Source organism: Candidatus Bathyarchaeota archaeon (assembly GCA_026014745.1).
Taxonomy (GTDB): domain Archaea; phylum Thermoproteota; class Bathyarchaeia; order Bathyarchaeales; family Bathycorpusculaceae; genus Bathycorpusculum.
In genome coordinates this window covers 452950-475656 of record JAOZHS010000001.1, presented here as the reverse complement: position 1 = coordinate 475656, position 22707 = coordinate 452950, and the positions used below count along the sequence as shown (strand labels likewise).

General features: G+C 49.4%; 27 protein-coding genes. 13 read left to right on the top strand and 14 right to left on the bottom strand.

The features are described 5' to 3' along the window. Nucleotides 1-46: 46 nt before the first annotated feature. On the bottom strand, nt 47-583 hold the full coding sequence (locus tag NWE92_02595) for a CDP-2,3-bis-(O-geranylgeranyl)-sn-glycerol synthase (protein MCW4028522.1): 537 nt from the start codon (nt 581-583) through the stop codon (nt 47-49). Nucleotides 584-600: 17 nt separating this feature from the next. Continuing rightward, nucleotides 601-1302, bottom strand: coding sequence for an AAA family ATPase (locus NWE92_02590; GenBank protein MCW4028521.1), 702 nt, complete (start codon nt 1300-1302; stop codon nt 601-603). 75 nt (nt 1303-1377) lie between these two features. On the opposite strand from NWE92_02590, the gene NWE92_02585 reads away from it, so the two are divergent. Further along, nucleotides 1378-2028 carry a hypothetical protein gene (locus NWE92_02585; GenBank protein MCW4028520.1) on the top strand — a complete coding sequence of 217 codons (651 nt, stop codon included), beginning with the start codon at nt 1378-1380 and terminating at the stop codon, nt 2026-2028. Beyond that, nucleotides 2012-3091 (top strand): Clp1/GlmU family protein, encoded by a 1080-nt coding sequence (locus tag NWE92_02580; GenBank protein ID MCW4028519.1) that lies wholly within the window; start codon nt 2012-2014, stop codon nt 3089-3091. Before NWE92_02585 ends, NWE92_02580 begins: the two co-directional genes overlap by 17 nt. Here NWE92_02580 and NWE92_02575 read toward each other — a convergent pair. Both NWE92_02575 and NWE92_02570 read right to left on the bottom strand, forming a co-directional pair. Further along, nucleotides 3088-5028, bottom strand: a complete 1941-nt coding sequence (locus NWE92_02575; GenBank protein MCW4028518.1) for an ATP-dependent DNA helicase — start codon at nt 5026-5028, stop codon at nt 3088-3090. The genes NWE92_02580 and NWE92_02575 overlap by 4 nt on opposite strands. After that, nucleotides 5025-5693 (bottom strand): endonuclease III, encoded by a 669-nt coding sequence (locus NWE92_02570; protein MCW4028517.1) that lies wholly within the window; start codon nt 5691-5693, stop codon nt 5025-5027. The genes NWE92_02575 and NWE92_02570 overlap by 4 nt, the downstream gene beginning before the upstream one ends. Before the next feature lie 260 nt (nt 5694-5953). Between NWE92_02570 and NWE92_02565 the strand changes: the two genes are divergently transcribed. The 3 genes from NWE92_02565 (at nt 5954) to NWE92_02555 (ending at nt 9833) form a co-directional block, all read left to right on the top strand. Then, nucleotides 5954-7207 (top strand): hypothetical protein, encoded by a 1254-nt coding sequence (locus tag NWE92_02565; protein MCW4028516.1) that lies wholly within the window; start codon nt 5954-5956, stop codon nt 7205-7207. A 134-nt stretch (nt 7208-7341) separates the two neighbouring features. Further along, nucleotides 7342-8583 carry a molybdopterin molybdotransferase MoeA gene (locus NWE92_02560; protein MCW4028515.1) on the top strand — a complete coding sequence of 414 codons (1242 nt, stop codon included), beginning with the start codon at nt 7342-7344 and terminating at the stop codon, nt 8581-8583. Further along, nucleotides 8583-9833, top strand: a complete 1251-nt coding sequence (locus NWE92_02555) for a molybdopterin molybdotransferase MoeA (protein MCW4028514.1) — start codon at nt 8583-8585, stop codon at nt 9831-9833. Before NWE92_02560 ends, NWE92_02555 begins: the two co-directional genes overlap by 1 nt. Here NWE92_02555 and NWE92_02550 read toward each other — a convergent pair. From NWE92_02550 to kae1, 4 genes are all read right to left on the bottom strand, one after another. After that, on the bottom strand, nt 9823-10176 hold the full coding sequence (locus NWE92_02550; protein ID MCW4028513.1) for a hypothetical protein: 354 nt from the start codon (nt 10174-10176) through the stop codon (nt 9823-9825). The two genes, NWE92_02555 and NWE92_02550, sit on opposite strands and share 11 nt — an antisense overlap. A gap of 212 nt (nt 10177-10388) precedes the next feature. After that, entirely contained in the window at nt 10389-11003 is a 615-nt protein-coding gene (locus tag NWE92_02545) for an XTP/dITP diphosphatase (GenBank protein MCW4028512.1), read from the bottom strand. Continuing rightward, nucleotides 10984-11652, bottom strand: coding sequence for a Kae1-associated kinase Bud32 (locus NWE92_02540; GenBank protein MCW4028511.1), 669 nt, complete (start codon nt 11650-11652; stop codon nt 10984-10986). Before NWE92_02540 ends, NWE92_02545 begins: the two co-directional genes overlap by 20 nt. Continuing rightward, the gene (gene kae1 / locus NWE92_02535; protein ID MCW4028510.1) at nt 11640-12665 is read right to left on the bottom strand and encodes a KEOPS complex N(6)-L-threonylcarbamoyladenine synthase Kae1; all 1026 of its coding nucleotides are present in this window, start codon (nt 12663-12665) and stop codon (nt 11640-11642) included. Before kae1 ends, NWE92_02540 begins: the two co-directional genes overlap by 13 nt. Nucleotides 12666-12749: 84 nt before the next feature. Here kae1 and NWE92_02530 point away from each other — a divergent pair, with 84 nt between their 5' ends. The 4 genes from NWE92_02530 to NWE92_02515 are packed head-to-tail and all read left to right on the top strand — an operon-like array spanning nt 12750 to nt 15102. Next, nucleotides 12750-13196 carry a transcriptional regulator gene (locus NWE92_02530; GenBank protein ID MCW4028509.1) on the top strand — a complete coding sequence of 149 codons (447 nt, stop codon included), beginning with the start codon at nt 12750-12752 and terminating at the stop codon, nt 13194-13196. Then, nucleotides 13174-13806: an RlmE family RNA methyltransferase gene (locus NWE92_02525; GenBank protein MCW4028508.1), complete on the top strand. Its 633-nt coding sequence runs from the start codon at nt 13174-13176 to the stop codon at nt 13804-13806. Before NWE92_02530 ends, NWE92_02525 begins: the two co-directional genes overlap by 23 nt. A gap of 41 nt (nt 13807-13847) precedes the next feature. Continuing rightward, nucleotides 13848-14537 (top strand): DUF4152 family protein, encoded by a 690-nt coding sequence (locus tag NWE92_02520; protein ID MCW4028507.1) that lies wholly within the window; start codon nt 13848-13850, stop codon nt 14535-14537. A 10-nt stretch (nt 14538-14547) separates the two neighbouring features. Continuing rightward, nucleotides 14548-15102, top strand: coding sequence for a stage II sporulation protein M (locus tag NWE92_02515; protein ID MCW4028506.1), 555 nt, complete (start codon nt 14548-14550; stop codon nt 15100-15102). On the opposite strand, the gene NWE92_02510 is transcribed toward NWE92_02515, so the two are convergent. Further along, a complete protein-coding gene (locus NWE92_02510) occupies nt 15097-15663 on the bottom strand; it encodes a hypothetical protein (GenBank protein MCW4028505.1) in 567 nt (188 codons plus the stop codon). The two genes, NWE92_02515 and NWE92_02510, sit on opposite strands and share 6 nt — an antisense overlap. An 82-nt stretch (nt 15664-15745) precedes the next feature. Further along, nucleotides 15746-16591, bottom strand: a complete 846-nt coding sequence (gene nadC, locus NWE92_02505) for a carboxylating nicotinate-nucleotide diphosphorylase (protein MCW4028504.1) — start codon at nt 16589-16591, stop codon at nt 15746-15748. A gap of 100 nt (nt 16592-16691) precedes the next feature. On the opposite strand from nadC, the gene NWE92_02500 reads away from it, so the two are divergent. Further along, nucleotides 16692-17831, top strand: coding sequence for a hypothetical protein (locus NWE92_02500; GenBank protein MCW4028503.1), 1140 nt, complete (start codon nt 16692-16694; stop codon nt 17829-17831). Here the strand turns inward: NWE92_02500 and NWE92_02495 are convergent. Beyond that, the gene (locus NWE92_02495; protein MCW4028502.1) at nt 17828-18457 is read right to left on the bottom strand and encodes a TIGR00296 family protein; all 630 of its coding nucleotides are present in this window, start codon (nt 18455-18457) and stop codon (nt 17828-17830) included. The genes NWE92_02500 and NWE92_02495 overlap by 4 nt on opposite strands. 63 nt (nt 18458-18520) lie before the next feature. Then, nucleotides 18521-19228 (bottom strand): archaeal proteasome endopeptidase complex subunit beta, encoded by a 708-nt coding sequence (psmB, locus tag NWE92_02490; GenBank protein MCW4028501.1) that lies wholly within the window; start codon nt 19226-19228, stop codon nt 18521-18523. Between the two features lie 84 nt (nt 19229-19312). Between psmB and NWE92_02485 the strand changes: the two genes are divergently transcribed. Genes NWE92_02485 through NWE92_02475 form a run of 3 tightly spaced genes read left to right on the top strand, consistent with a single transcriptional unit; the run spans nt 19313 to nt 20709 of the window. Beyond that, nucleotides 19313-19483, top strand: a complete 171-nt coding sequence (locus NWE92_02485; protein ID MCW4028500.1) for a hypothetical protein — start codon at nt 19313-19315, stop codon at nt 19481-19483. Nucleotides 19484-19527: 44 nt separating this feature from the next. Then, nucleotides 19528-20130, top strand: a complete 603-nt coding sequence (locus NWE92_02480) for an MGMT family protein (protein MCW4028499.1) — start codon at nt 19528-19530, stop codon at nt 20128-20130. 54 nt (nt 20131-20184) lie between these two features. Then, on the top strand, nt 20185-20709 hold the full coding sequence (locus tag NWE92_02475; protein MCW4028498.1) for a nicotinamide-nucleotide adenylyltransferase: 525 nt from the start codon (nt 20185-20187) through the stop codon (nt 20707-20709). Here NWE92_02475 and NWE92_02470 read toward each other — a convergent pair. Both NWE92_02470 and truD read right to left on the bottom strand, forming a co-directional pair. Then, nucleotides 20706-21266, bottom strand: coding sequence for a PrsW family intramembrane metalloprotease (locus tag NWE92_02470; GenBank protein ID MCW4028497.1), 561 nt, complete (start codon nt 21264-21266; stop codon nt 20706-20708). The genes NWE92_02475 and NWE92_02470 overlap by 4 nt on opposite strands. Before the next feature lie 68 nt (nt 21267-21334). Continuing rightward, nucleotides 21335-22705, bottom strand: a complete 1371-nt coding sequence (gene truD / locus NWE92_02465) for a tRNA pseudouridine(13) synthase TruD (protein MCW4028496.1) — start codon at nt 22703-22705, stop codon at nt 21335-21337. Between the last annotated feature and the right edge of the window lie 2 nt (nt 22706-22707).

Here is a 22707-nt window from a genome sequence, read left to right as displayed (position 1 = left end):
TTAATTATTTTTTGTTGAATCTTTGTTGTTTTGCGTTTTCCTGTTTCTACCACGGGTGCTTCTTGAGTTTTAGCTTATACGCCAAGTAATTCGTAAACAAGTGAATCGGCGGCGTAATAATCAAGACTGTTACGGCAACTTGCCAAAATGGAAAATCACCCGTTTGCCAGCCCATCCAGACCAGCGGTAACGAAAACACAACAGCGCCCACAACAAAATCCACTTGGTCCACTACAGGCAGTAACCCGCCTGGGGCGATGTCTAAGCGTCTTTTGATGAATGCGCCTGTTAAATCGCCAAGAAGTGCGCCCAGCGGAATCAGGACGCTGAAAATTATTGGGACGGTATCGAAGCCAAACACGGCGCCTTCGGCTAAACCCACGCCTAAGCCGACTGCCCAACCGAAAAAGAAGCCGCGCCAAGTTTTGTTGTTGCCAAAAACGCGTTTGCCATCGATAAAGTTGCGTCCGAAATCCATCTTTGCGCCGCCGCCTGCCAACACGGGGGTGCCGTTTGCGCAGTAGGCAGGGAAGATGAATATTAGGGCTTCAACGATTAGCAGGATTAGCCATGGTGCATCCATGAGGTTCAACCGTGTGTTTAGTGGAATTCCGCATCTTCTATGCCTGCTCCACCTATTTGTATGTAGCAGGTAACTTCAGTCGTTGTATTGGGTGACTTCTCAATCAGTACCTTGAAGACTTGGGGGTATTCTGTGGGTTTTACCGCAATTATGTTGTCAGCCCAAAATTTGAGCACACGCGTCGCTACTGGCCTCACCCCTGAGGTCTCCTCGGAGATTACGCTACGGACTTGACTGGTAATTATGACGGGGATTTTTCGGATTTTGGTAAGCTGCGCCAAAAGTGCAAGCAGCCGATTTAATTCCCGATTAACCCCATACGCTTTACGAGAAGTTTCTGCGGCTCTTGCACTGTAGAGCGAGGTGAAAGTGTCAATAATGATTAACCCAACGTTGGTGGTGTAGTCCTCGATGTTTTCAATAACGGCAGTTTGTTCCTTAAAATCACGGGGTTTCACCAATACGATTCGTTCGGCGACTTCGTCAAATTTTGGTCCCGCAATCTGGGCTAAACGTTTAGCGTAGAAGGTGTTATCGCAGTCTACAAAGAGCACTTTACGGTTCTGCAACGCACAATAAACAGCGCATTGCATGGTAAGGGTGCTTTTGCCTGTTTCGGGTTCCCCATAAATCAACGTAACAGTTTGAGGAGAAATCCCGCCGCCTAGCGTTGCATCGAGGCATTTGGTGCCAGTTGAGATTGCTGCTGATTCTGCCATATGTTACACGTCAAGCATTATTAACTTGAAAATAGTAATGTGAAGGCACTTAAATTATACTCTTAAGGATGGTTTATGAAAGAGCGGGTCGCCGTAGCAACAGTTCAAGGGAAAGCATATTTTTTTATAGTAAACGCGCTTCGAGACCAAAACATCCCCTTCATCAGCTTATTACCCGGGCAACCAGTACCGCCTAAAGCTCGGATGCTCATAACCACCGAACAAGAACAAGCCGCAGCCAATCATCACGAAAAAGTCTTCATTTTCCATGGCGAAGAAGACATTGACACATTAATTAGCGGAGTTAAACGGACGCTGCTTGGCAAGGAAGCCTTTGAAAAAATCATAATTGGTCTTGACCCCGGCGTCGCCACTGGCTTAGCAGTTATCGGTGATGGAAAAGTTATTGAGGAAGGCAACTGCTATAGCACACAAGAAGTAACTCGCACCATAAGCAAAACCTTAAGAAACATTAACTTCACTCAAACAGCGGTAACAGTCAAAATAGGCAACGGCGTGCCTGTTTACAAAGAAATGCTCCAAGCCCTTGACGAGTCGTTACCGCTCGAGGTTACGCTGGAAGTGGTGGGGGAAGCAGGAACCAACAAGCCGCTACAAGAAAACAAACGCAGTCGGAAAATTAGGCATATCTCTTCAGCCATACGTATAGCCGGCAGAGTTGGATACATCTTTGAGAGGAGGAGAACCATTGCAGCAAATAGTTGAAGCGAATAAAACCTTACTGGTGAATGGTCCAGCCTCGATTAGGTTAACAAAAGGGAAAACTCAGGTTTTCGGTTGTCCAATTAAAGAGGCATCAAAGATTTTGGTTCGCGAAGGCAAACGTTTACCCTTCTTTGTATCAGAAAACTCTGTCTTTGAAGTGGCTTTAGGAGCTAACGCAACTTTGTCAGAAGCCGAAGGCGACAGCGTGCCCTCATCGTGGGGAAAAGTAGCTCAAGCCATAATGGATGTGGAGAAACGCCCCGTTGTGGTGATGATTATTGGGGCGATAGATTCGGGAAAGAGCAGTCTCTGCACCTACCTACTAAACATACTCTCACAAGGCAACCGTCCCGTAGCGGTTTTAGACGGCGATTTAGGACAATCAGACATTGGACCCTCAGCCACCTTAGCCTACGCCATAAGCTCAAAACCTCAAACGGAACTCTACAATCTAAAACTCGAAAACGGCTTCTTCGTCGGCGCGACTTCTCCGCTAACTTCAACCACTCGAACAATTGAAGCATTCAAAAGCTTAATGGCTGAGATTCTTGGGCAAAAAGTGGATTTTATACTTATTAACACTGGCGGGTGGGTAACAGGCGACGCCGCAGTGAACTATAAAGCCGCCTTATTTAACGCCATAAAACCCGACATCATCGTGGGCATCCAAATACAAAACGAACTTGAAGGCTTAATTGCCAAACGCACCGCCCCCACCTTCATTGTCGAACCCTCCACCGCGCTGAGCCCGCGGCCACCTGAAAAACGCAGAATCCTCCGCGAAATGACCTACGCCCGATATCTAAACCAAGCAAAACTCATATGCTACCCCATCAGCCAGCTAACCGTTGAACCAAAAAAAGCCATACCCCAAAACCAAGACCCTGAAAGAGGTCTACTTGTCGGCTTATACGGACGCGGTTCAAAGTTTTTAGGCATAGGCGTACTCCGCCACGTAAACCCAGAAAGACGCGTACTTAAGGTACAAACAGCGGTTCCAATCAAACCCACAAGGTTAGTCATCGGTAAAGTTATGATAAACCGAAAACTCCAAGAACTCTAAACTTGGGTTTGAGCTCTAAAAAAGCCGCTGACTTCGGCGGCTAAGACACCTGGTTTGTCAGGCAACACCTTCATTCCGTTAGTTATCCATGAGGGCAGAAAACTTTTGCAGTATGCGGTAGCGAAGCGGAAATCCATAAAGACGATAGCGCCGCGGTCTTCGAGAGTACGGATGGGGCGTCCCCCGGCTTGGCAGGCTTTTTTCATGGCAGGCAACACATACCCATATTCGCGTCCCAGTCCAGGGAAGCAGCGGTCATAATAGTCGATTTGGGCTTTAACCCGAGGTGTCGGTTCAGCATAGGGCACGCCGAGAACGATTACTGAGTTCATTTGGTTCCCAGGGAAATCTACGCCCTCCGAGGTGCGTCCGCCCTGAACGCCCAAAAACACGGCGCCACCCTTATCGCCGCAGGCTTTATAGTCGGAAACAAGTTTTTCGTTAGCTTTAGAGGTCATGCCGTTTTTCTCGTAGAAAAGCGGTTTTAAAAGCGAATTCTCCAGCCCCGCGGAAAGCAGAGAGTTGAGGACTTGGAAGCTAGCGGCAAAGATGCCGGTGTTGGTGGGGGTGCTGTTGACAACTTCGTTTATGCGGTCAATCATGGTCTGGTACATCTGGGGCGTTCGTTTATCCATCGAGGTGGAGACGCCTAAGCTGACTGCGGAGAAGATGTGTTCTTTAGGGAAGGGTGAGGACGCCAAAAACCGCACGGTATCTTGGGGCAGTTTGGTTATACGGGCATAAGCCTCCAGCGGCTGCAACGTCCCCGACATAATCACGTTGGCGTAGGTTGCGGAGAAGACGGGTTCAGTGATTTTGGCGGGGTCTAATGCGACGATTTCGAGTTTGGCGGATTTGGTGTTGTCTTTGCTGAAGAATTTGCTTGCCACATTGATGTAAGCATCATCATCGAGTGTGGCGTGCCATTTGAGCAGAAACTCCGACATCGAATACACATAGGACCGGGGATTTTTGCCCTCCGCAAGAAGAGCCTTTTTGATGCCGATACCAACCTCGTGCAGATGGTCGAAGAAGACTTTGGGATCTGAAACGTTGACCTGCTTCTCGATTACTTCTAAGAGGGCATCAGGCGAAATAATCTGCTCGCGGCCAATGGCGTCGGTGATTTTTTCTATTTCGCCGTAGAGGAAGTGGGAGAATTCTTCGATTTCTTTGTTGCCAAACCGATTCGCCTCCAACTCTGCTTGGCGCAAAACGAATAGGGAGAGGTTGCTGCTGGAGATGTCTATGGCGGTTTCGGGGAGATTGTGAGCTTCGTCTACGATGAGGATGATTTTTGAGAGGTCAGTTTCGAGGTTTTTAAGAAAAGCCGCGCGGATTTGGGGGTCAAAAACGTAGAGGTAGCTTAGCGCGATGACTTTGGCTTCGGTGAGGGCGTTTTTAATGAGTTCATAGGCACAGACCTCACGTTTTTTGCAAATACGCAAAATCTCGCTGCCCATGTAGGGGCGGCTAGCCACCTGCTGCTGAAGCGCCAAATAATCATAGGTTCGCTGGTCTACGTTGGTGTAGTAGGGGCAGCGGCCTTTTGCTTTGAGGAGTTCACAGACTTCCATAAGCGATTTGGAATCAAACGCACCCTTTGCTGCAAACGGGTTGAGGCACATTTCGTTGCGTCCCCGAATGGATACGCCTGAAATGGGTTGTTTTTTGTATACAGCGCGGAGCTCCTCGATGACGCGGTCGTGCTGGCGGTGGGTGCGGGCGACGTAGAGGATTTTGAGGTTCTTCTTAACCGCCACGGGCAAGCAGGCTGACAGCGCCGAAATGGTTTTGCCCAACCCGTTACTACCCTCGATGAGCACACTGTGGCGTTCGTTTATGGCGCTGTTTATAGTGGCGATGAAATTATCTTGGTGAGGTCGCACGCTGCTGTAGGGGAAGTAGGAGGCGACTTCGCTGGGTAGCTGGGTCATGTTGGGCCTCCTGTGCTTGATGGACAATAACTGGTTACTGGGCAGTCTTTGCATTGGGGTTTTTGGGATTTACAGTATTTTCTGCCCAATGAGATCAACAGCAAATGCACTGCCAAATAATCGCTAGGCTCAAAAAATGATTGCAGGCTCAATCGCACCGCCTCATAGTCGCCAGCAATGGGAGCTAAACCCAGACGCTTGCTTACGCGCCCGACATGGGTGTCAACGGGAATTGTTGGTTTTTCGCCTGAGAAGAGCAACACCACATCGGCTGTTTTTGGTCCCACACCAGGCATCGCCATTAACACCGCTCGGGCTTCTTTTAGGGGCAACGCCAAAATCTGGTTCAGGGAGCCACCGAATTTTTCGAGTATAATTTTGGATGCGGTTTGGATTGCTTGGGCTTTGTTTTGATAGAGTCCACCAACTCGAATACACTCTTCAATCTCTGCGCGTGGGGCTACGGCGAGGGTTTGGGGGTTGATTTCGAAGCGGTTTTGGAGGGCTGCGTAGGCGCGTTCGGTGTTAGTGTCGGCGGTGTTTTGGGAGATTATGGTTATTATGAGGGTTTGGAAGGGTTCATGGTTCGTTTTAACCATGTTGGGGACTTGGAGACTGCGCTTTAGAGTCTGTAGAATGGTTTGGGCGCAGGGTTTGGTTATCATTGGCTTGTTTATCCCCGGAAGTATTGCAGAGTATGGTTTGTTAAGCTATAAATACCAATTGTGAATGAAGGAAGCAATCTTTTGGATGTATCTAGGCAGTATTGCGCCTTTTTATGGCGGCGACACGAGTATTTTTGGGTTGTACGCGACATTTGTCTCGTCTGCACAGCACACCACGTTTTTTCAAACCCCAAATTTAAGCAACAACTGACTTCGTAAACATTATAACAAGAAAAAAGCATAAATGTGATAGATAGAAGATGAGAAAAAAAGTAGTCTGCGTTTTGGCTTTGGTTTTCGCTATGATAACTCAAATGGTCACTGTATCCGCCATACCAACCGAGGAATGGACACGCGAGTATGTTGGCACAAATACGGAGCGCGCCGAAGCCCTTATCCAATGCAGCGACGGTGGATACCTCATCGCAGGCGAAAAGAAAATCTCCGCGAGCAGTGGACTACAGTTTTGGCTTCTTAAAACGGATGCCCTTGGAAATGGGGAGTGGAACAAAACTTATGGCACAGCGGGGGCAAGCTTCGCGAGTTGTGTTATTCAAACAAGCGACGGCGGATACATACTTGCAGGAACAGCAAACAGTTGTGCTGAAATCATAAAAACTGACTCTTTGGGAAACGTAGAGTGGAACAGGACATATGAAAAGGACACTGTAGCAAACTGGATAATTCAAACCAGTGACGGCGGCTATGCAGTGGCTGGTGCGAAGCAAACAAAATCGGTCAGCGGCAACATAATTTGGAATGTTACTGATACCTGCTGGTTTGCTAAGCTTGATTCTTCAGGAGCAATGTCGTGGAGCAAAACATACCCTGGAGCAGGGTTAGGTTCATCCAGCGGAGTTGTCCAAGCCATGAACGGAGGCTACGCTATGGTAGGTACAACGGAAAACATGGATTTTCTGCTTATAAAAATAGACTCACATGGCGAGTTAAAGTGGAGCAAAAATTATGGCACCCAAGACAAAGACGGCGGAAGCTCTATTCTTCAAGACCCCGATGGCAGCTACGTTATGGCGGGGTTAATGTGGAACCGCAGCACCACTGGAGGCGTAGGCTTGGTTAAAACGGATTCCGAGGGCAATTTGTTGTGGTTAAAGAACTTCCCCGGGTCAGGGACACCCTCAATGATGACGCGTGCAAATGATGGAGACTACATTCTTTGCAGCGGAATGCTAGATAAAATCGATACGAAAGGTAATTTGATTTGGAGCCAAAACGTGAGCCTCGAGGTGCCATCAGAATATTATGCTGTTCCAACAGGTTTAGTGACTCAAACAGATGACGGAGGCTACGCAGTAACAGGCACCGTTCAAAACAAACCTGCTAACCCAGCGGATATGACTTTTTATGTTTGGCTTGGAAAAATCGACGCCGAGGGCAACCCTGCAAAGTTTGTACCCGAATTTCCAGTTGTTGCAGCTTTGGGTTTTGCGGTCTGGGTTTTCTTGGTGGCAGTCATCTTCAAAATAACAGGCAAAACCAAAAAAAGCCAATAAAATCAGCATTTTCTGCATTCCACGCAACACGAACCGATTTAAACCTTCAAAACTCTGGTTTTTTCATTTGACGGCGTGATTTGAGTTCGATATGTTTTTTACGTTAGGTCGTTACTTGGGGTATTGTGAGCGGCTTGGTAAAACTACAAGGATTCCAAAAATTAACCCCAACCGATGAAGCCCTAAAAACTTGGCTAAACACCCTCCAAATCGGCAAACCCAAAACCACCCAAGTACCCCTAACGCAAGCGTTGGGACGCGTCTTAACCCAAGACCTCGTGGCATTGGAGGATTTGCCGAGGTTTGACAAGTCCGCCATGGACGGCTACGCAGTAAAAGCCGCCGACATCACGGGCGCTTCACAATCAAAGCCCGCATTACTCAAACTAACCCAAGCAGACCACGTCCACGCAGGGGAAGCTAAGCAGATTTGGACAGGCAACCGCATCCCCGACGGGGCAGACACAGTGGTTATGATTGAAAAAACCCAACTCCGCCCAGACGGAACCGTAGAAATCTGGAACGCCCTCACAGAAGGCATCAACGTTGCCAAAGTGGGCGAGGACACAACCAAAGGCACCCTAATCGCAGCCGCGGGCACACGCCTAACACCCTACCATCTCGGGATAGCCGCGGCATTTGGCTACACCACCCTCCCAGTGGCGGTTAAACCCAGATTCGCCCTCTTAGCCACAGGTAACGAAGTTGTCCCCGCGCCCCAAGAAAGAGGACCTACCCAAATCTATGACTCCAACAAACCCATCGTCGCCGCCATGTGCCACGAACTCGGCGCAGACACCCTAGACCTCGGCATCTCCAAAGACATCACCGACGAACTTGCCCAAAAAATCCAACGTGGTCTCCAAACCGCAGACAGCGTCATCACGACAGGAGGCACCAGCGTCGGCGGCTTAGATTTAGTCCCCGAAGTCATCGACAGCTTAGGCAAACCTGGCGTAGTAGTCCATGGCATGGCGCTGCGACCCGCAATGCCCACAGGCGTCGCCGCTATAGAGGGCAAACCGGTTATGATTCTGTCAGGCAACCCCGTGGCGGCGGTAGTCGGCTTTGAAGTATTCATGCGTCCGCTTATCTGCAAAATGCTTGGCATGCCCAAAACTGAACCCCGCCCAATCCTAAACGCCAAACTCACTCACCGAGTCGTGGGCGTTTTGGGCAGAAAAACCTACGTCCGCGTTCACGTGACCCTACAAAACGGCGAATGCCTCGCGGAACCTATCAGTGCAAAAGGCGCAGGCTCCATCTCTACCATGACGCAAAGCAACGGTTACCTCATCCTGCCCGAAAACCGAGAAGGCGCCAAAGAAGGCGAAAACGTCCCAATCCAACTCTTCGCACCCCTGGAGGTCACATAATGTTTCGCAAACTTCTTACCTTTGAAGAAGCCAAACAAGCTATCGAACATCAATTCAAACCCGCAGACCTTGGAGAGGAAGAAACGGTGCTGCTGGAAGCCTACAACCGCGTCTTAGCAGAAGACATAAACTCAGAGGTGGATATTCCGCCGTTTAACCGGTCCACCCGCGATGGCTACGCCGTGCACGCCCAAGATATCGCTGGCGCCGACGAGAATGAGCCTGCGACGCTGCGAGTAGTGGGGGCAGTGGGTATCGGCGAACAAACCCAACTCAACATAGCCAAGGGAGAGGCAGCAGAGATAGTGACGGGCGCAGTGATGCCTCAGGGCGCAGACGCCGTGGTTATGGTGGAAGATACGGAACGCGAAGACAGCCAACTAAACGTTTACAGCGCCGTATCAGCCAACGAGAACGTCATGCAAAAAGCCACAGACATCGAGGCGGGCGCGGTTGTGTTGCATCGGGGGCAACTGTTGGGTCCCAGCGAAATCGGCGTCTTAGCCGCCTTAGGCAAAACCACCGTCAAAGTACAAAAAATCCCCATCATCGCAGTCTTATCAACCGGTAACGAAGTCGCAGAGTTGGGTAAGCCGTTGCCGCCGGGAAAAATCTATGACATCAACTCTTACAGTTTGTGCAGTGCAATAATGGAGTGCGGCGCGAAACCCGTCTACTTCGGCGTAACCCCCGACGACAAAACTACCCTAACCAAAACCCTCCAAACAGCCCTTGCCTCAGCCGACATGGTTATCACGTCGGGCGGCGTCTCGGTGGGCCCCAAAGATTACACTGCCGAGATTGTGGATTCCTTGGGCAAACCCGGCGTCATCTTCAGCGGCGTCGCCATAAAACCCGGCAAACCCATCACCGTCGCATTCGTCGGAGAAAAACCTGTGTTTTCGCTTCCGGGGCATCCTTCAGCGGCGCTTTTAACGTTTTACCTGTTTGCACGTTCCCTCGTGTTGCGTTTGGCAGGGCGTCCAACGGCTCCTATGAAGACTGTTAAGGCGTTTGCCGGTGCCCGGCTCTTTAGCGCCAAGGGCAGGCTGACTTTTATTTCTGTGAAGTTGATGTTTGACGAGAACTGCCGCCTCATTGCTGAGCCTGTTGAGCCGAATGCGTCAGGCGCGATTTCGACGTTGACTAAGGCAGATGGATTTGTGGAAATTGAAGAGAATACGCAGTTTGTGAACGCCGACGAGGAAGTCTCGGTGATGCTCTTTAGGGGTTTGGCATCTAAGGCGTAGAGTTGCGTTTTCGGAGCATATTAATCGAGCATGCCCAGTTGAGGGCAGCATAGGCAATCATGATTAATGAGATGAATAGGTTGCTTAACCCCACCGAGTAGATGGTGTAGATTGAAAAGACGCTGATAACTGCAAAGAGCAAAAACACAAGCCATGGCGTCCAAAACCGCTTGGTAAAGATGCTGTAAGCAGCGATTAAGCTGGCGACACCAAGAAAACCAATGTGAGGCGGAAAACCAGTGACGGGCAGAAACGCAAGCAATAGTAAGCCAGTTACAGCGAAGAAGCCAAAGGCAAAGAGTTCCGCACGGTTGAGGGCTTGTAGTTTCTTTGGTAAAGACACAATGTTCGCCTTACCTTTATGCTGTTAAGGTAGTACTAATAAATTTAGTGCACCCCCTTAAAAGGAAGAAAACAGCCAAGAAAAAGCATCGCCTCAGAAACCCCCCTACCTTAAAGTATATAGGCTCGGGGAACCCGCGAACTTTTAAGCTGTAAACCCTTGCACACCTCAAGTTGCCAGAACAACAAGAAACAGCCTTGCTCTGTGGGTGCTTAGTGACTTCTTTGTTTGATGTACCAATCAGCAAACTTGCGAATCGCGTTCGCACGATGAGAGTAGCTGTTTTTTTCTGCAAGCTCCATTTCAGCAAAGGTCCGCTTGCTTCCGTCGGGTTGGAATATGGGGTCAAAACCAAAGCCTGACGTACCAGCTACGCGTTCGGTGGTAGTTATGACGCCGTCTGATTTGCCACTAAAACACACTGGATGGAGGGTTTGGTTGTCGAGGTAGGCTATGACGGATTGGAAAGTGGCACCTCGGTTCGTTTCCTTGTGGAGGAGTTTTAGGATGCCTCGGTTATGGATGGTTTTGTAAGCATAAGCGGCGTAGGGTCCGGGGAAGCCGTCGAGTGACTCAATGAATAAGCCTGCGTCTTCGACAAAAATCGGCAGGTGACTGGACCGATAGGCGTTTTGTACGCTTTTGGATGCGATTTCTTCTAAGCTGTCGCTTTGGACTTCGTCGCCTTTTAGGCGTAGCATACCCACGGATAAGCCGTAGCCGCTGAGGAGGCTTCGGACTTCTAGGAACTTGTGGATGTTGCCTGTGGCGAAGAAAACCACTTTGCCCCTGCAAACTTGACTGACACTATTGTCTGCGTTCTTCAATATAGCGCCCACGCCTCTCTATCTCACGGATTTTCTCATAAACCTTTTCCGCAACAGCAGAACCAACAACCGAGCAATAACCACTAAGAACCGATTCAAAGCATTCTTCCCAGAACAGGTAATGCGTGCTTTGAAGGGCGCGTTTGAGCAGGTGTAAATCTACGCCTTTTGCTTCGGTTTCAATGCTTTTCTCACCCAATCCGAAGTCAACAAATGTGATTTCTCCGTTTGGTCGCTGAATCATGTTGGAAGTGGTTAAATCCCCATGAATTAAGCCGTGATTATGCAACAGAGCCACAGATTCACCGATTTTGACACATACTCGACGGCGCTCGGACTTATCAGCACGATTGAGCAACCGCTTTGCTTGCTGCCCCTCAACATACTCCATAACAATCGTAGCCTCAGGAACATTCACCAAATAAATCAAAGGAGTCGAAACACCCGCCGATTTAGCTTCATGCATCAATTGCGGTTCATGAACAGTGCGATAGCTACGAATTTGCTGATCTAGCTGAGTTGGGCGGTATCGTTTGGGCACTCGCACCTTGAGGACAGCGGCACGTCCATGCCACATGGTTCGGTAGAGGCTTGCTTCGGCGCCTTTCTTGAACAGGACCGTTTGGTCAATTTTGTCTATTGTATCCATGGAACATCCACCTTGTCTACGCGCCACCGCAGCTTCACATAACTTTCATCGATTGGCGTAACTAAATTGTGCCTAAACGCGAGAATGCCAGTCCAAGCAATCATCGCGCCGTTATCCGTGGCATATTGCAATGGAACCACACGGAACTCTGCGCCATGCTCCTCCGCAATCACGGCTAGCATTACCTGTAATCGTTTATTCGCCGCCACACCGCCTGTTAGCAACACCTCTTTTTTCTCAGTATGCGCCAACGCGCGTTCCGTAACCTCTGTAACCATAGAAAACGCATGCTCTTGCAGACTGTAGCAAACATCTTCAAGGCATTCCCCTTTCTGTAACGCCGTTGACGCAGCAGTCACAAGTCCGCTAAGCGATAAATCCATCCCCTTAACCACATACGGCAAAGGAACCAGTTTTTTGCCTTTGAGGGCTAACTGTTCGATGGCAGCGCCAATCGGCAAGCCCTTTCTACTTTTAAGCCCAGCTTCGCGTCCAAAAGCGTCAAGACAGTTCCCCAACGCAATGTCAAGGGTTTCGCCAAACACTCGGTATCGGCCTGACTCGTAGGCGGTAACCATGGTGTTTCCGCCTGAAGCGTAGAGGGTGACGGGGTCGTGGGCGCCAGTTTTGAGTTTGCCGATTTCGATGTGGGCAACAGAGTGGTTGACGCCGACCAAGGGCAGGTTAAGGTATGCAGCTACCGCGCGTGCAACTGTTGCACCTGTCCGTAGGCTCGGACCTAAGCCGGGACCTTGAGAGAAAGCAATAACAGAGAGGTCACGTGGGTTTATGCCTGCTTTTTTTAGGGCTTCGGCTAGCACTTTGTCGGCTACTTCGGCATGGTGTCTTGCGGCTTCTCGGGGGTGAATACCACCTTCTTGAGGGATGTAGCCGTCGGATTGATTGGCCAATATTTCGCCATTGAAGTTGGCGATTCCGACTCCGAAGTCGTCTGCTGATGACTCGATGCCTAAGCAGTATCTGCAGGGTTCTTTTTGGTCGCTGTTATTCATGGGCGTTCCACAGATTAGGGGGAGATAGATATTTTTATGTGAATCCAACGCTTATATTACTGTATTATCTCGGAATTGACCTAAATGCCCAAGCGAAATGACCTTGAACAGAAAGCTCTCCATTATGTTGTGAACACCGGCTATCAGGGTGTACTTCAATCAGATTTATGGCGTGAACTCGGCGCAAGCAGCCGCGAAGGCAGCCGCGTCTCCATCAAACTCGAAGAGAAGGGGCTTATTCGACGTGAAAAAGAACTGCAAGAAGGCAGATGGACATATCGCCTCTATCCTAAGAGGTTACCTGCATCTATTGAAACAATCATTGACTGCCCCTGCTTACTCTGCCCAGACAACGCACGATGCGACCCCACAACAACCATCAGCCCCAAAAGTTGCCCCCGACTAACAGATTGGATACTAAACCTTGGAAAAGAAGCACCTGAAGCCCCAGAAGTTCCAAGCGCACCTGCATCCGTCTCTGAACTTAGCCTACCTGAGGATGACACAGTTGCCGAAAGCTTGGATACGTGAGCGAAAAAACGAGTTTTATTACAAGAAAGCAAAAGCCGAAAACTACCGCAGTCGAAGCACCTACAAGCTTGTTCAGGTCAACGGCAAATACAACTTCATAAAATTCCGCGATATCGTTGTGGATTTGGGTGCTGCACCGGGCGGCTGGATTCAGGCTGCACGAAAAATGACGGGCAAGCACGGCTTTGTTTTAGGCGTTGACCTCAAACCAATTGAACCGTTCACCCAAGAATACATACGCACCATAGTAGCAGACCTAACCGAACCCAACATATGCGATGAGATACTGTCCTTTTTGCCCCGCAGACCAGACGTTGTCTTATGCGATGCGGCGCCGAATGTGACGGGAGTGTGGGAAGTTGACCACGCATGCCAAATCGACTTAGCCACCAAAGCCCTCGAAATCTCCCAAGGCATCCTAAAACCAGGCGGCAACTTTTTCGTCAAAGTCTTCCAAGGCGACCTCCTTGAACAATACATCCAAACAGTCAAAGCCAACTTTGAAACTGTAAAAATCGTAAAACCCCCAGCAAGCCGCGCCAAAAGCAGCGAAGAATACATCTTAGCCTTAGGATTAATAACAAGCAGCGAAGACAAAACAGAAAACTAATTCTGCCACCGCCACCCTTCATTGGCTGGTTGGTGCAAAAAGTGAGAATTATTTCTGCAGATTCAGGCGCAGCCATACTCGACGAAAAGTATGAACCCGTTTTGCTTGTGGCTTGCGCCGCGGTTTTAGTTGAACCGCCCTATCGACAACCTACGTTGCGGATAGCTGAACCACTCTTTAAAGAAGTTGAACCCGGACGTGAAGTGATTGTGCATGAAGCAGAACTCTGCCGCAGCCTACTGGACAAAACCAAAGCCGACGTGATACATTTGGACATGACGTTGGGCGGCATCTCCATCGAAGACCTCTCACCCGTCGAACTCACCGACCTCCTTGCCTCAAAAACAGGACGCAAAAACATCCTCAAAATTCTGCCAAGGCTCCGCAGAGTCGCAGGCGAAGTCCAACGGCTCTACGGCATCGACATGCTTGCCATAGGAAAAGAAAGTGCGCCAGTGCGAATTGCCGAGTTAACGGTTGCAGCCGAAGCCATCCTGTATGCATCAAAACGCGCCGTCGAAACGCAGCAGAGCCTGAGGTTAGGGTTGCCGCACCTATGCCAAGCCACCATAATTGAAAATCGCGTTGATGTTTCTTCTTTGATTGCGGGGGAGCATGATGTGGGAAGTTACGCGTTGGATAGCGAAAGGGTTTTAACAAAGGTTAAATTGCTTGAAACGTTAAACCCTGTGGCAAGAGGCTTTCGTGTACTGGAAATAACGCCGATTTAGGATGATACACATGTTTAATTGGTCGTTTTGGAAGAATGCTTCGCCTAAAATGAAACGCTTCTACTCAATCCTATTCATATTTGTAGTCGCCGTGCTTATGGTGGCAATCGGCAGCGCCGTTCCGCTTAGCAGCCAAGACGCCCAATTGCTGAGCAACCAACTCAACCAGACCCTAAACGAAAACCGCGCCACCAACACGCTCACCCAGTACATCTTCCTCAACAACTTCGGCATCTGTATGCTCATGTTTGTCCCCATTATCGGACCTGCCTTGGGCATGTTCATTCTATTCGACACGGGTTTAGCGTTGGGAGCCATATCCACCACTCAGGGCTACCCTGTCTACATCGGCTGGCTAAGCCTCGTCGTCACCCCAGTCTTCTGGCTAGAATTCGTAGCCTACTCGATTGCCATGGCTGAGAGCATTTGGCTGTTTCGCAGATTAACTCAAGGACGATGGCGAGAACTCAAATGGACGGGCATATTTGTCGGCATCTGCGCAGCCCTACTTATCGTCGGGGCGATAGTGGAAGTTTGGATTATAAACTTCGCTGGTTCCCTATAGGTGTTGATTAATTACCTTCGCCAAGTCCACCGCAGATAAATCGTATTTGCAGTGAGGACAAGACTTAGCAGGTTCATGCTTCGCGCCGACTTTTAGGGGGGCACCGCAGTGGACACAGAAATAAGTCAAGGTTTGACCCCTCGCCGTAAGTTGCTTAATCAACTCGTCAAGGTCACTTATTGGTTGAGGGGGGCTTTTGTTTCGAGCCTCCGCCGCCTTCTCAGTTAACCCGATTTTCTCGTATTCCTGCGCGGCTTCCTCGAAGCGTCCCGTCATCTCGAATTTTTTGATTCGAGCCTTCGCGACGGCTTCAGGTTCTGTGGTGGTGGTGAAGAATTCGCAGGTGGCGCTGTTAACGTAGGGTTCGTCAAGTTCGGTGCCGAAAAGCTCGCAGTTGCCTATGTGGAAAAATACGCAGGCGTAGCAACTGTTCTTTTTGTATTCTTCGTCGAGTTTCTTGTAGCAGGCGGGGCATACTTCGACTTGTACGCCGTCTTTTACGGTGGATAGAGAGATGCCGCGGAAGCTGGCGCCGCAAACTTGGCAAACAGACTTTGTCATACTAATCAGCAAAGTAACTGGGGCGTGGGCTTATTTGTGTTTTCCAACTTCCGCGAGGTTTTGGGCGAGAAAACACAAGGGGTTAGGGGATGATTTCTAAGCTTATGTCCAGCGCCTTTACGCTATGCGTCAATTCACCCATACTGATAATGTCAACGTCTGCGTTTGCGTAATCCAACAGATTTTGGGTTGTTATGCCGCCACTGACCTCCAAGAGCACCCGCTCAAACCCAGCCTTGCGAAGCGCCGCTGCGGCTTGTGTAGCTTGAGGGGGCGAGAAATTGTCAAGCATGACGATGTCAGCTCCGGCGGATGCGGCTTTGAGGGCGTCTTGTACGGTTGTGACTTCGACTTCTATTTTTTTTGAGAACGACACATTCGCCTTTGCACGCTTCACTGCCTCTTCGACGCCGCCGATGATCGCGAGATGGTTGTCTTTGATGAGCACCATGTCGTCGAGGTGAAGCCTATGCGGGTCGCCTCCGCCCACGATTATGGCTTTTTTGTCAAAGTAGAGCAGCCCAGGCGCTGATTTGCGTGTGGCGGCGATTTTGGCTTTGACGCCGGCGTTTGTGAGGGTTTGGCTTAGGCTGCGGGTTTTGGTAGCTATGCCACTCATTCGAGAAAGCAAGTTTAGCAGGGTACGCTCAACGGCGAGTAGGGTTTGGGCATCACCATGGATTTTTAGCAGGATCTCTTTGTTGTGGACTGCGTCGCCGTCGGAAACTTGGGCGTTTACGGTCAGTCCAAGGGACTCTGCGAGTATTGTGGCTTCTTCGATGCCTGCAACGGTGCCTTCTGCTTTGGCGACCACGTCTGCCATAACTGTTAAATTCCGTGGAATCACTGCTGCTACTGTAACGTCTCCTAATCCAACGTCTTCAGCTAAGAGATGCTTTAGTTTCTCCTCCACAAGCTTTCTTGGCATAAACATACTTTCTACAGACGTAACTTAAGCTAAAAACGCTTCCTTTTCTTAGGGTAAAGCAAGCTATAGTTCAAATACCGTCATGCCTTAACTATTTTTTATGCGGCTGCTCTTAACCTGCGCTGAACTCGGTTTAGGCCACGTTTCGCGAATAATCCCCTTAGGGAAACGACTGAGTCGGCATGGGCACGAAATGACGTTTTTCTCGGGAGGCAAAGCCTATGAGCTGCTGCAAAAAGAGTTTCCCAACGTTCACAAATGCACGCCCATTTCATGGTATGAGAATGCGTATGGTATTTTGACTTCGGCGTCGTTACTTAATTTGTTCTTGCCGTTGCCGCTGTTTAATTTGGAGCAAAATAGGCTGGAGATGAAAAGCTCCAACGCTATGGAAACCATCCACCGCTACTATGACCTTCGCGAAAACATACTTGAATTGGCACCAGACGTTTTGATTGCTGATGGCGACATCAACGCGCTTCGCCTTGCACAACGCTGGCGCATCCCCTCACTCTACATCGCTAACATGATAAGGCCCAGCTATGGCTTTTCTTCGTTTTTGAATCCCGGCGAACGCCTCGTGGAACGATACGTCAAAAAAGCCACCAAAATCGTAATACCCGACAATCCACCGCCATACACGGTATCCGAATACAACATCGGGAACCTCCAAGACATGAAACTGGGTGACAAACTCGAGTATGTCGGCAGTTTTGTGGACACCGCCGTCGAGAGGGGAGGTCAAGACCATATTTTTGTCCCCATTAGCGGACCTGTCGGGACCCGCGGCAAAGTCATAAAAACACTTCTCCCCGTTATGGAGAAAGTGAAAACCAAATGCATAATCAGCTTAGGTACCCCTGGCAAGAAGGTTTCTGCTAAAATCGGCAATTTTGAACTCCACACATGGCTATCCGCTGAGGAACGCCAGCAAGCCATGCGGAACGCGAAGTTCGTGATTTTTAGCGGTGGACACGCAACCTGTTTTGAAACCATAAAATACGGCAAACCCAGCATCTGCATCCCCACTCAACCTGAACAGGAAGGGAACGCAGCTAAACTTGCAGACCTAAACTGCTCTATCATGGCTAAAAACAAAAAGCAAGTAGAAAAAGCCGTAAATGAAATGGAGAAAAACTTGGATGCCTATACAAAACACGCGGAAGCAATGTCTGAGTTTTCAAGTCGCCATCGAGGGTTGGATAGAGCCACAGAAATCGTGGAAACCATGCTGGATTAAGCAGGTTTAGTTAGAGTAAGCCGTTTTACTTTCCCATGGGGGGTTTCTTCATCAAATACGATGGCGTGGAACTTGTAGATTTTCGCATTTTTAGTTAACCAACTATCAGGCGGTAGGCCTGCCTTCATGCAGCATTGACAAAGAAACTCTTCGCTGCCCCAGCCCCATTCCACAGGAACCTGTGGCAAAAGAAGCCCCTTGTAAGGTCCACGTTCAACAATTAGACCGTCTTCGCCAATGTTGACTTTGTTTAGGTATTCTTTCGGGTTATCGGTTTGGATAAGCTCTGGCGGCGTCAACACGCTAACTTCGAAAACCACGTTATCGAGTTCTTCAGGTTCAAGAGGTTCAAAACGTGGGTCCTCGGTGGCGGCGCTAATCGCTGAGGCGATAACTGCTTCCACAAGCGCGTTCGTCGGATAAGGATAACCGATGCAGCCCCGAAGTTCTTTTTCACCGTTTCTCTGCGTGTTAATAGTGACGAAAACGCCGCAGGGTTGAAACATCTTTTTTGGAGTGTCAACAGGCGGCTTGGCGATTTTTGCGTCTTCAAGATACTGCTTAACGGTGCTTCGGGCTAGAGTAATTAAAAATTTTCCTTCCTCAAGCGTTAGGTCAAACGACATATAATCCATACCTATGCGCTGCTCAACCAGCGAAACGATATTATTCAAAAAGGGAAAAGGAGGTTAAAACTTTATGGATTCTTCAGTTACGCCTGCTTTTGTTATGATAAGCAGGTCTAAGCCGTCGCCGCTCATTGAATCTCGACTAATCGCGGATTTGACTGCTCGTTTCACGAGGGCTTTGGCTTCTTCTTCAGTCAAATCATCTTTGTAGCCCTCTTCAACGACGCCCATGGCGATTTCGGTTCCTGAGCCCACCACTGCATATTTGTCAGGGATGAGGGAGCCTAAAACGTCAAGGATGTAGATTGAGGGTCCTTCTTCGTCTACGCCGCCAACGATTGTTTGTGCAAATAAGGGCGAGTAGCGACGGTTAAAAAGCACGTTAGCTAAAAGTTTTGATGCGGAACGTACACTTATGCCGCGTCCAACGTCCATGTTGTAGAGGTTGGTTTGGGCTTCCATTTCTCGGGCGAGAATTTGCATGTCGCCGACTAGACCTGCACAGGCGACGCCGATGCGGTCTGTGACTTTGAAAACTTTTTTGCCGCCACGACTCATAATGAAGTAGCCATATGTGACTCTCTTTTCAGCGGCTAAGATAACTCCGTCTTTGAATACAATGCCAATGGTGGTAGCGCCGGGCATCCATGGGCCGCCTTGCTGTGCTTGATTGGGCTGCGCCTGTTGTTGGGCGTCTTGAGCCAGCGGCATCAGTGGAATTTGCGGAATTTGAGGTAAATTAGGTAATTGTGGTCCATATCTTTCCATAAATTTCGCCTTGCTCGTTGTCTATACACAAGACAATCTATTAAGGTTACTTATAACCATTATAGGTTAGTTGAAGTGGCATAGATGAGTGAGCCGAAACAGTTAAAGTGCCAAAAATGTGGAAAACCCATCGGCTATGTTGCCGTTACCCCGAAGAGTTTGTTCGTCGCCAAGCCTTCACTGGACAATGTGCAGTTGGTGTGCACCTGCATGGAATGCTCAAACGGAACAGGGTTTTATCGCAGAAACTTTTAAACATAAATCACCGCCCCTTCAGTGGATAGAAGGCCCCAGCAGACATGATAGAAATTTATGTGCAGACCTTCACCGACACATGGTTTGCCGTAGCCCTCAACCAACAACAAATCCTCACCACCACCTTTAACACCACAGAAGAAGCAGCCCTAAACAGCATCTTAGAACATTTGCCCTTTAATTATCCCTTCCAAGTTTTCCATAACCCTTCAAACTTAGCCAAAGACGTCTTAGCCACACTAAAAGAAGTCTACGACGGCAAAGACCCCCACGCCACATACAATTTAGCCATGGACAAACTACCCCCCTACACAAAAAAAGTGCTCCAAGCCACCGCAGCCATCCCCCCAGGCTACATAACCGCCTATGGCGCTTTAGCCCACGCCGTTGGTGGAGGTTCCCGCGCAGTCGGCAACGTGATGGCTGCCAACCCCTTTGCGCCATTGATACCCTGTCATCGGGTGGTTAAATCTGATTTTTCTTTGGGCGGCTACGGAATGGGATTAAAACTCAAAGCAGAACTGCTCTACCGCGAAAAAAGAGGCTACACCGAACCAAAGAAGGTACCAGTCAACGGAAACAGTCTAACCGTTTACCCAGCGGAATGTACCCTAAAAACCATACAAGGACTACAACTCTGGGGATAGGCAATCGCAAATCATAAATGCGCCGAATCTACCCTTCCATTTGAGGAAGCAAGCTTGGTTAATCGAGGCCTCTACGTAGGCAGGTTTCAACCGTTCCATCGAGGACACCTAGACGCCATCAAATACGTCCTTCAAAAAGTTGATGAGTTAGTCATTGTTATCGGCAGCGCCCAGTACAGCCACAACATCCACGACCCCTTCACCGCTGGCGAACGGTTAGTTATGGTGCGACGAGCCCTCGACGAAGCCAAAGTGGATCTCTCAAAAATTTGGATTGTACCCGTCCCCGACGTCCACCTACATATGCTATGGGTTAGCGCAGTTGAAGGCTACACCCCAAAATTTAACGTAGTTTACTCTAATGAGCCCCTCTCAAGACGATTATTCATGGAGGCAGGCTACCAAGTTAACGAGATTCCCCTCTTCGACCGACAAGTATACAGTTCCACGTTGGTCCGAGAAAAAATGCTAAAAAACATCAGTTGGAACGAAGTCGTTCCCCAGAGCGTCGCAGACTACATACGCGAAATCGACGGAGTTAATCGGCTACGGGATTTAGCACGCAGCGACAAGGGCTAAACCACAATTTTGTCTTTTGAAGCGCGATGATAATATCGCCATGACAGCAGATAGGCAGAAGCCAAGACCAATGCCTGAATAATCACCGTGTAAAAGTCGCCAACGACCGCAAAGAAATTGTTAAGCATATGCAAAGACACCGCAAGCAGATAGTAGGGGAGAGGGTTCTTTTTAGCTATGCCATAGGCGGTTATGCCTGCGCTGGATGCATGAAAAACGATGCCGGGTATGCGGGCAAGGAGTGGAGCGCCGTTTAAGACGTAGATGAAGAATTCTGAAACGCCAAACCCTAACCCGATAAGAATACCCAACGAGACCAAGGAGCGTTCGGTTTCGCCGTGACGATAAAACAGGGGAAATACTTTGGCGAGTTCCTCGATGAAGGGTGCCACAACCACAATCAACAAAATCGCAGGCACCCCTGTTGGGAAAAGGCCCTCATAGAACACGGCAAACGGGATACTGACCACTATGCCTGTGACGAAGAAGAACACGTATTCTTTTCGGTTTGGCTTATGGATAGGAATGACGCATTCTCGGGAGGGGTTCTTTTCCAAAAGAAATTCCTACAAAAAAAGAATAAAACAACCTTATCAAAGTTACCTCTCCACCCCAGCAAGCAAGCTTAGAAACCTGCACCAACCACATCGTGAGGCTTCATCAATTCGCGAAGCACCACAGTCGCGTAGGAACCCCGCAGCAACCTAAACGAGAACTGCACCGCCAAGTCACCCTCTGCTGAGTCGGGGGATATTTTTTGTAGGGTAAAGTTGGTTACTGGCGAGATAACCGCGCGTAGTCCGCCTTTGCCGCCGACACGGGATAGTTCATTGTTCCATGTCTGCTCAGCAGTTACGCCTTCTTTTTGCAAAACTGTCGCCTCTAAATCGCCCATAACGCCAGCAGAGAGTTTTTGCTTAAAACCCACAATCGGCAACGCGACCCGCAACCTGCCCGCCTTAATCTGAGTGTTCACCTGCTCTAGATTCTGCGCCGTAGCCGACTTCTCGATACTCGTCAAGGGCAGCCCCGAGCGTTCCACGCCAACCACAAAATCGCCCTCTACAGCCTCATCAATGCGCAACCCACGCTTGAGCCGTTCACTTAGAAAGCAGTTAAACAGGTAGGACTGGTAGGCTTGGACAAAAAGCGCCTGAAGCTTCGGCGGCAACCTGCGAAATGCACCAACAAAATCGTCAGGGTGCTCTGCTAAGTGTATAAGCATTAGGCGTTCGAAACGGAGCTGTTTAGGAAAATGTTGAGCTGCTTGGGCAAAATCTTGGGTTTCTTGGAGTTCGGTTCGGGCTTGCCTTGACGCAGGATGTTCATACGGGCTGGGCTTAGCCAAAAACAGCATCGCCGCCTCACGGAAATTGCCTTGTCGTAGCGCTTTGCCCACCAGATGCGTTATGGGGCGGGTGGTGCCGAAGCGTTGATGCCCAAAAAAGTTTGCAACACCCCCAACGGTTGCGATTTGCTGTTGGGTTTGGCTGATTTGATCTCGGAGTTCGGTTTCGTTGAGGTTGAGGTGTTTGACGGTTATTGTGAAATGGTTACCTAACAAGTAGAAAAGAGAAAGCATCTCTCGAATGTAGCCGATAGGGTTGACCTGCACGTCTTTGACATCGATTTTTGCGGCTTCTTCGAATGTGACGTTTTCAAGAGTTATGTGCTGAGCGGTTATGGCTTTGGCGTCTTTTATCCCCGCGAACTGGACCCGTTTCTGGTCGATGCCTAAGCTTTTGGCAACGTTCTTGACTGCTATGAAGGTATCCCAATTCCGTTTAACAAGAACACAGAGCAAAAACCGCTGACGCTGCACCGTGGAACCCAAAACTTTGGGAGGCACCGTGCCATTGATGTCGGCTACAGAGCCATCGACTAGCACTTCCTCCACTACGAAATCGTCCACTGCCTCTTTGATGACGCCGCCGACACCTAACGTTGAGGTGCCGTAGGCATCCATACCTAAAAGCCTATCAACCTCAGAAACCACAA

What these genes read in the sequence shown, in the direction of transcription:
- NWE92_02540 (MCW4028511.1), bottom strand. Translation starts at nt 11,652, where the DNA reads ATGGATACAATAGACAAAATTGACCAAACGGTCCTGTTCAAGAAAGGC.
- kae1 (MCW4028510.1), bottom strand. Translation starts at nt 12,665, where the DNA reads ATGAATAACAGCGACCAAAAAGAACCCTGCAGATACTGCTTAGGCATC.
- NWE92_02480 (MCW4028499.1), top strand. Translation starts at nt 19,528, where the DNA reads ATGATAGAAATTTATGTGCAGACCTTCACCGACACATGGTTTGCCGTA.
- NWE92_02570 (MCW4028517.1), bottom strand. Translation starts at nt 5,693, where the DNA reads ATGATAACCAAACCCTGCGCCCAAACCATTCTACAGACTCTAAAGCGC.
- NWE92_02575 (MCW4028518.1), bottom strand. Translation starts at nt 5,028, where the DNA reads ATGACCCAGCTACCCAGCGAAGTCGCCTCCTACTTCCCCTACAGCAGC.
- NWE92_02510 (MCW4028505.1), bottom strand. Translation starts at nt 15,663, where the DNA reads ATGACAAAGTCTGTTTGCCAAGTTTGCGGCGCCAGCTTCCGCGGCATC.
- NWE92_02495 (MCW4028502.1), bottom strand. Translation starts at nt 18,457, where the DNA reads ATGTCGTTTGACCTAACGCTTGAGGAAGGAAAATTTTTAATTACTCTA.
- nadC (MCW4028504.1), bottom strand. Translation starts at nt 16,591, where the DNA reads ATGCCAAGAAAGCTTGTGGAGGAGAAACTAAAGCATCTCTTAGCTGAA.
- NWE92_02595 (MCW4028522.1), bottom strand. Translation starts at nt 583, where the DNA reads ATGGATGCACCATGGCTAATCCTGCTAATCGTTGAAGCCCTAATATTC.
- psmB (MCW4028501.1), bottom strand. Translation starts at nt 19,228, where the DNA reads ATGGAAAGATATGGACCACAATTACCTAATTTACCTCAAATTCCGCAA.
- NWE92_02530 (MCW4028509.1), top strand. Translation starts at nt 12,750, where the DNA reads ATGCCCAAGCGAAATGACCTTGAACAGAAAGCTCTCCATTATGTTGTG.
- NWE92_02590 (MCW4028521.1), bottom strand. Translation starts at nt 1,302, where the DNA reads ATGGCAGAATCAGCAGCAATCTCAACTGGCACCAAATGCCTCGATGCA.
- NWE92_02565 (MCW4028516.1), top strand. Translation starts at nt 5,954, where the DNA reads ATGAGAAAAAAAGTAGTCTGCGTTTTGGCTTTGGTTTTCGCTATGATA.
- NWE92_02555 (MCW4028514.1), top strand. Translation starts at nt 8,583, where the DNA reads ATGTTTCGCAAACTTCTTACCTTTGAAGAAGCCAAACAAGCTATCGAA.
- NWE92_02485 (MCW4028500.1), top strand. Translation starts at nt 19,313, where the DNA reads ATGAGTGAGCCGAAACAGTTAAAGTGCCAAAAATGTGGAAAACCCATC.
- NWE92_02515 (MCW4028506.1), top strand. Translation starts at nt 14,548, where the DNA reads ATGTTTAATTGGTCGTTTTGGAAGAATGCTTCGCCTAAAATGAAACGC.
- NWE92_02500 (MCW4028503.1), top strand. Translation starts at nt 16,692, where the DNA reads ATGCGGCTGCTCTTAACCTGCGCTGAACTCGGTTTAGGCCACGTTTCG.
- NWE92_02585 (MCW4028520.1), top strand. Translation starts at nt 1,378, where the DNA reads ATGAAAGAGCGGGTCGCCGTAGCAACAGTTCAAGGGAAAGCATATTTT.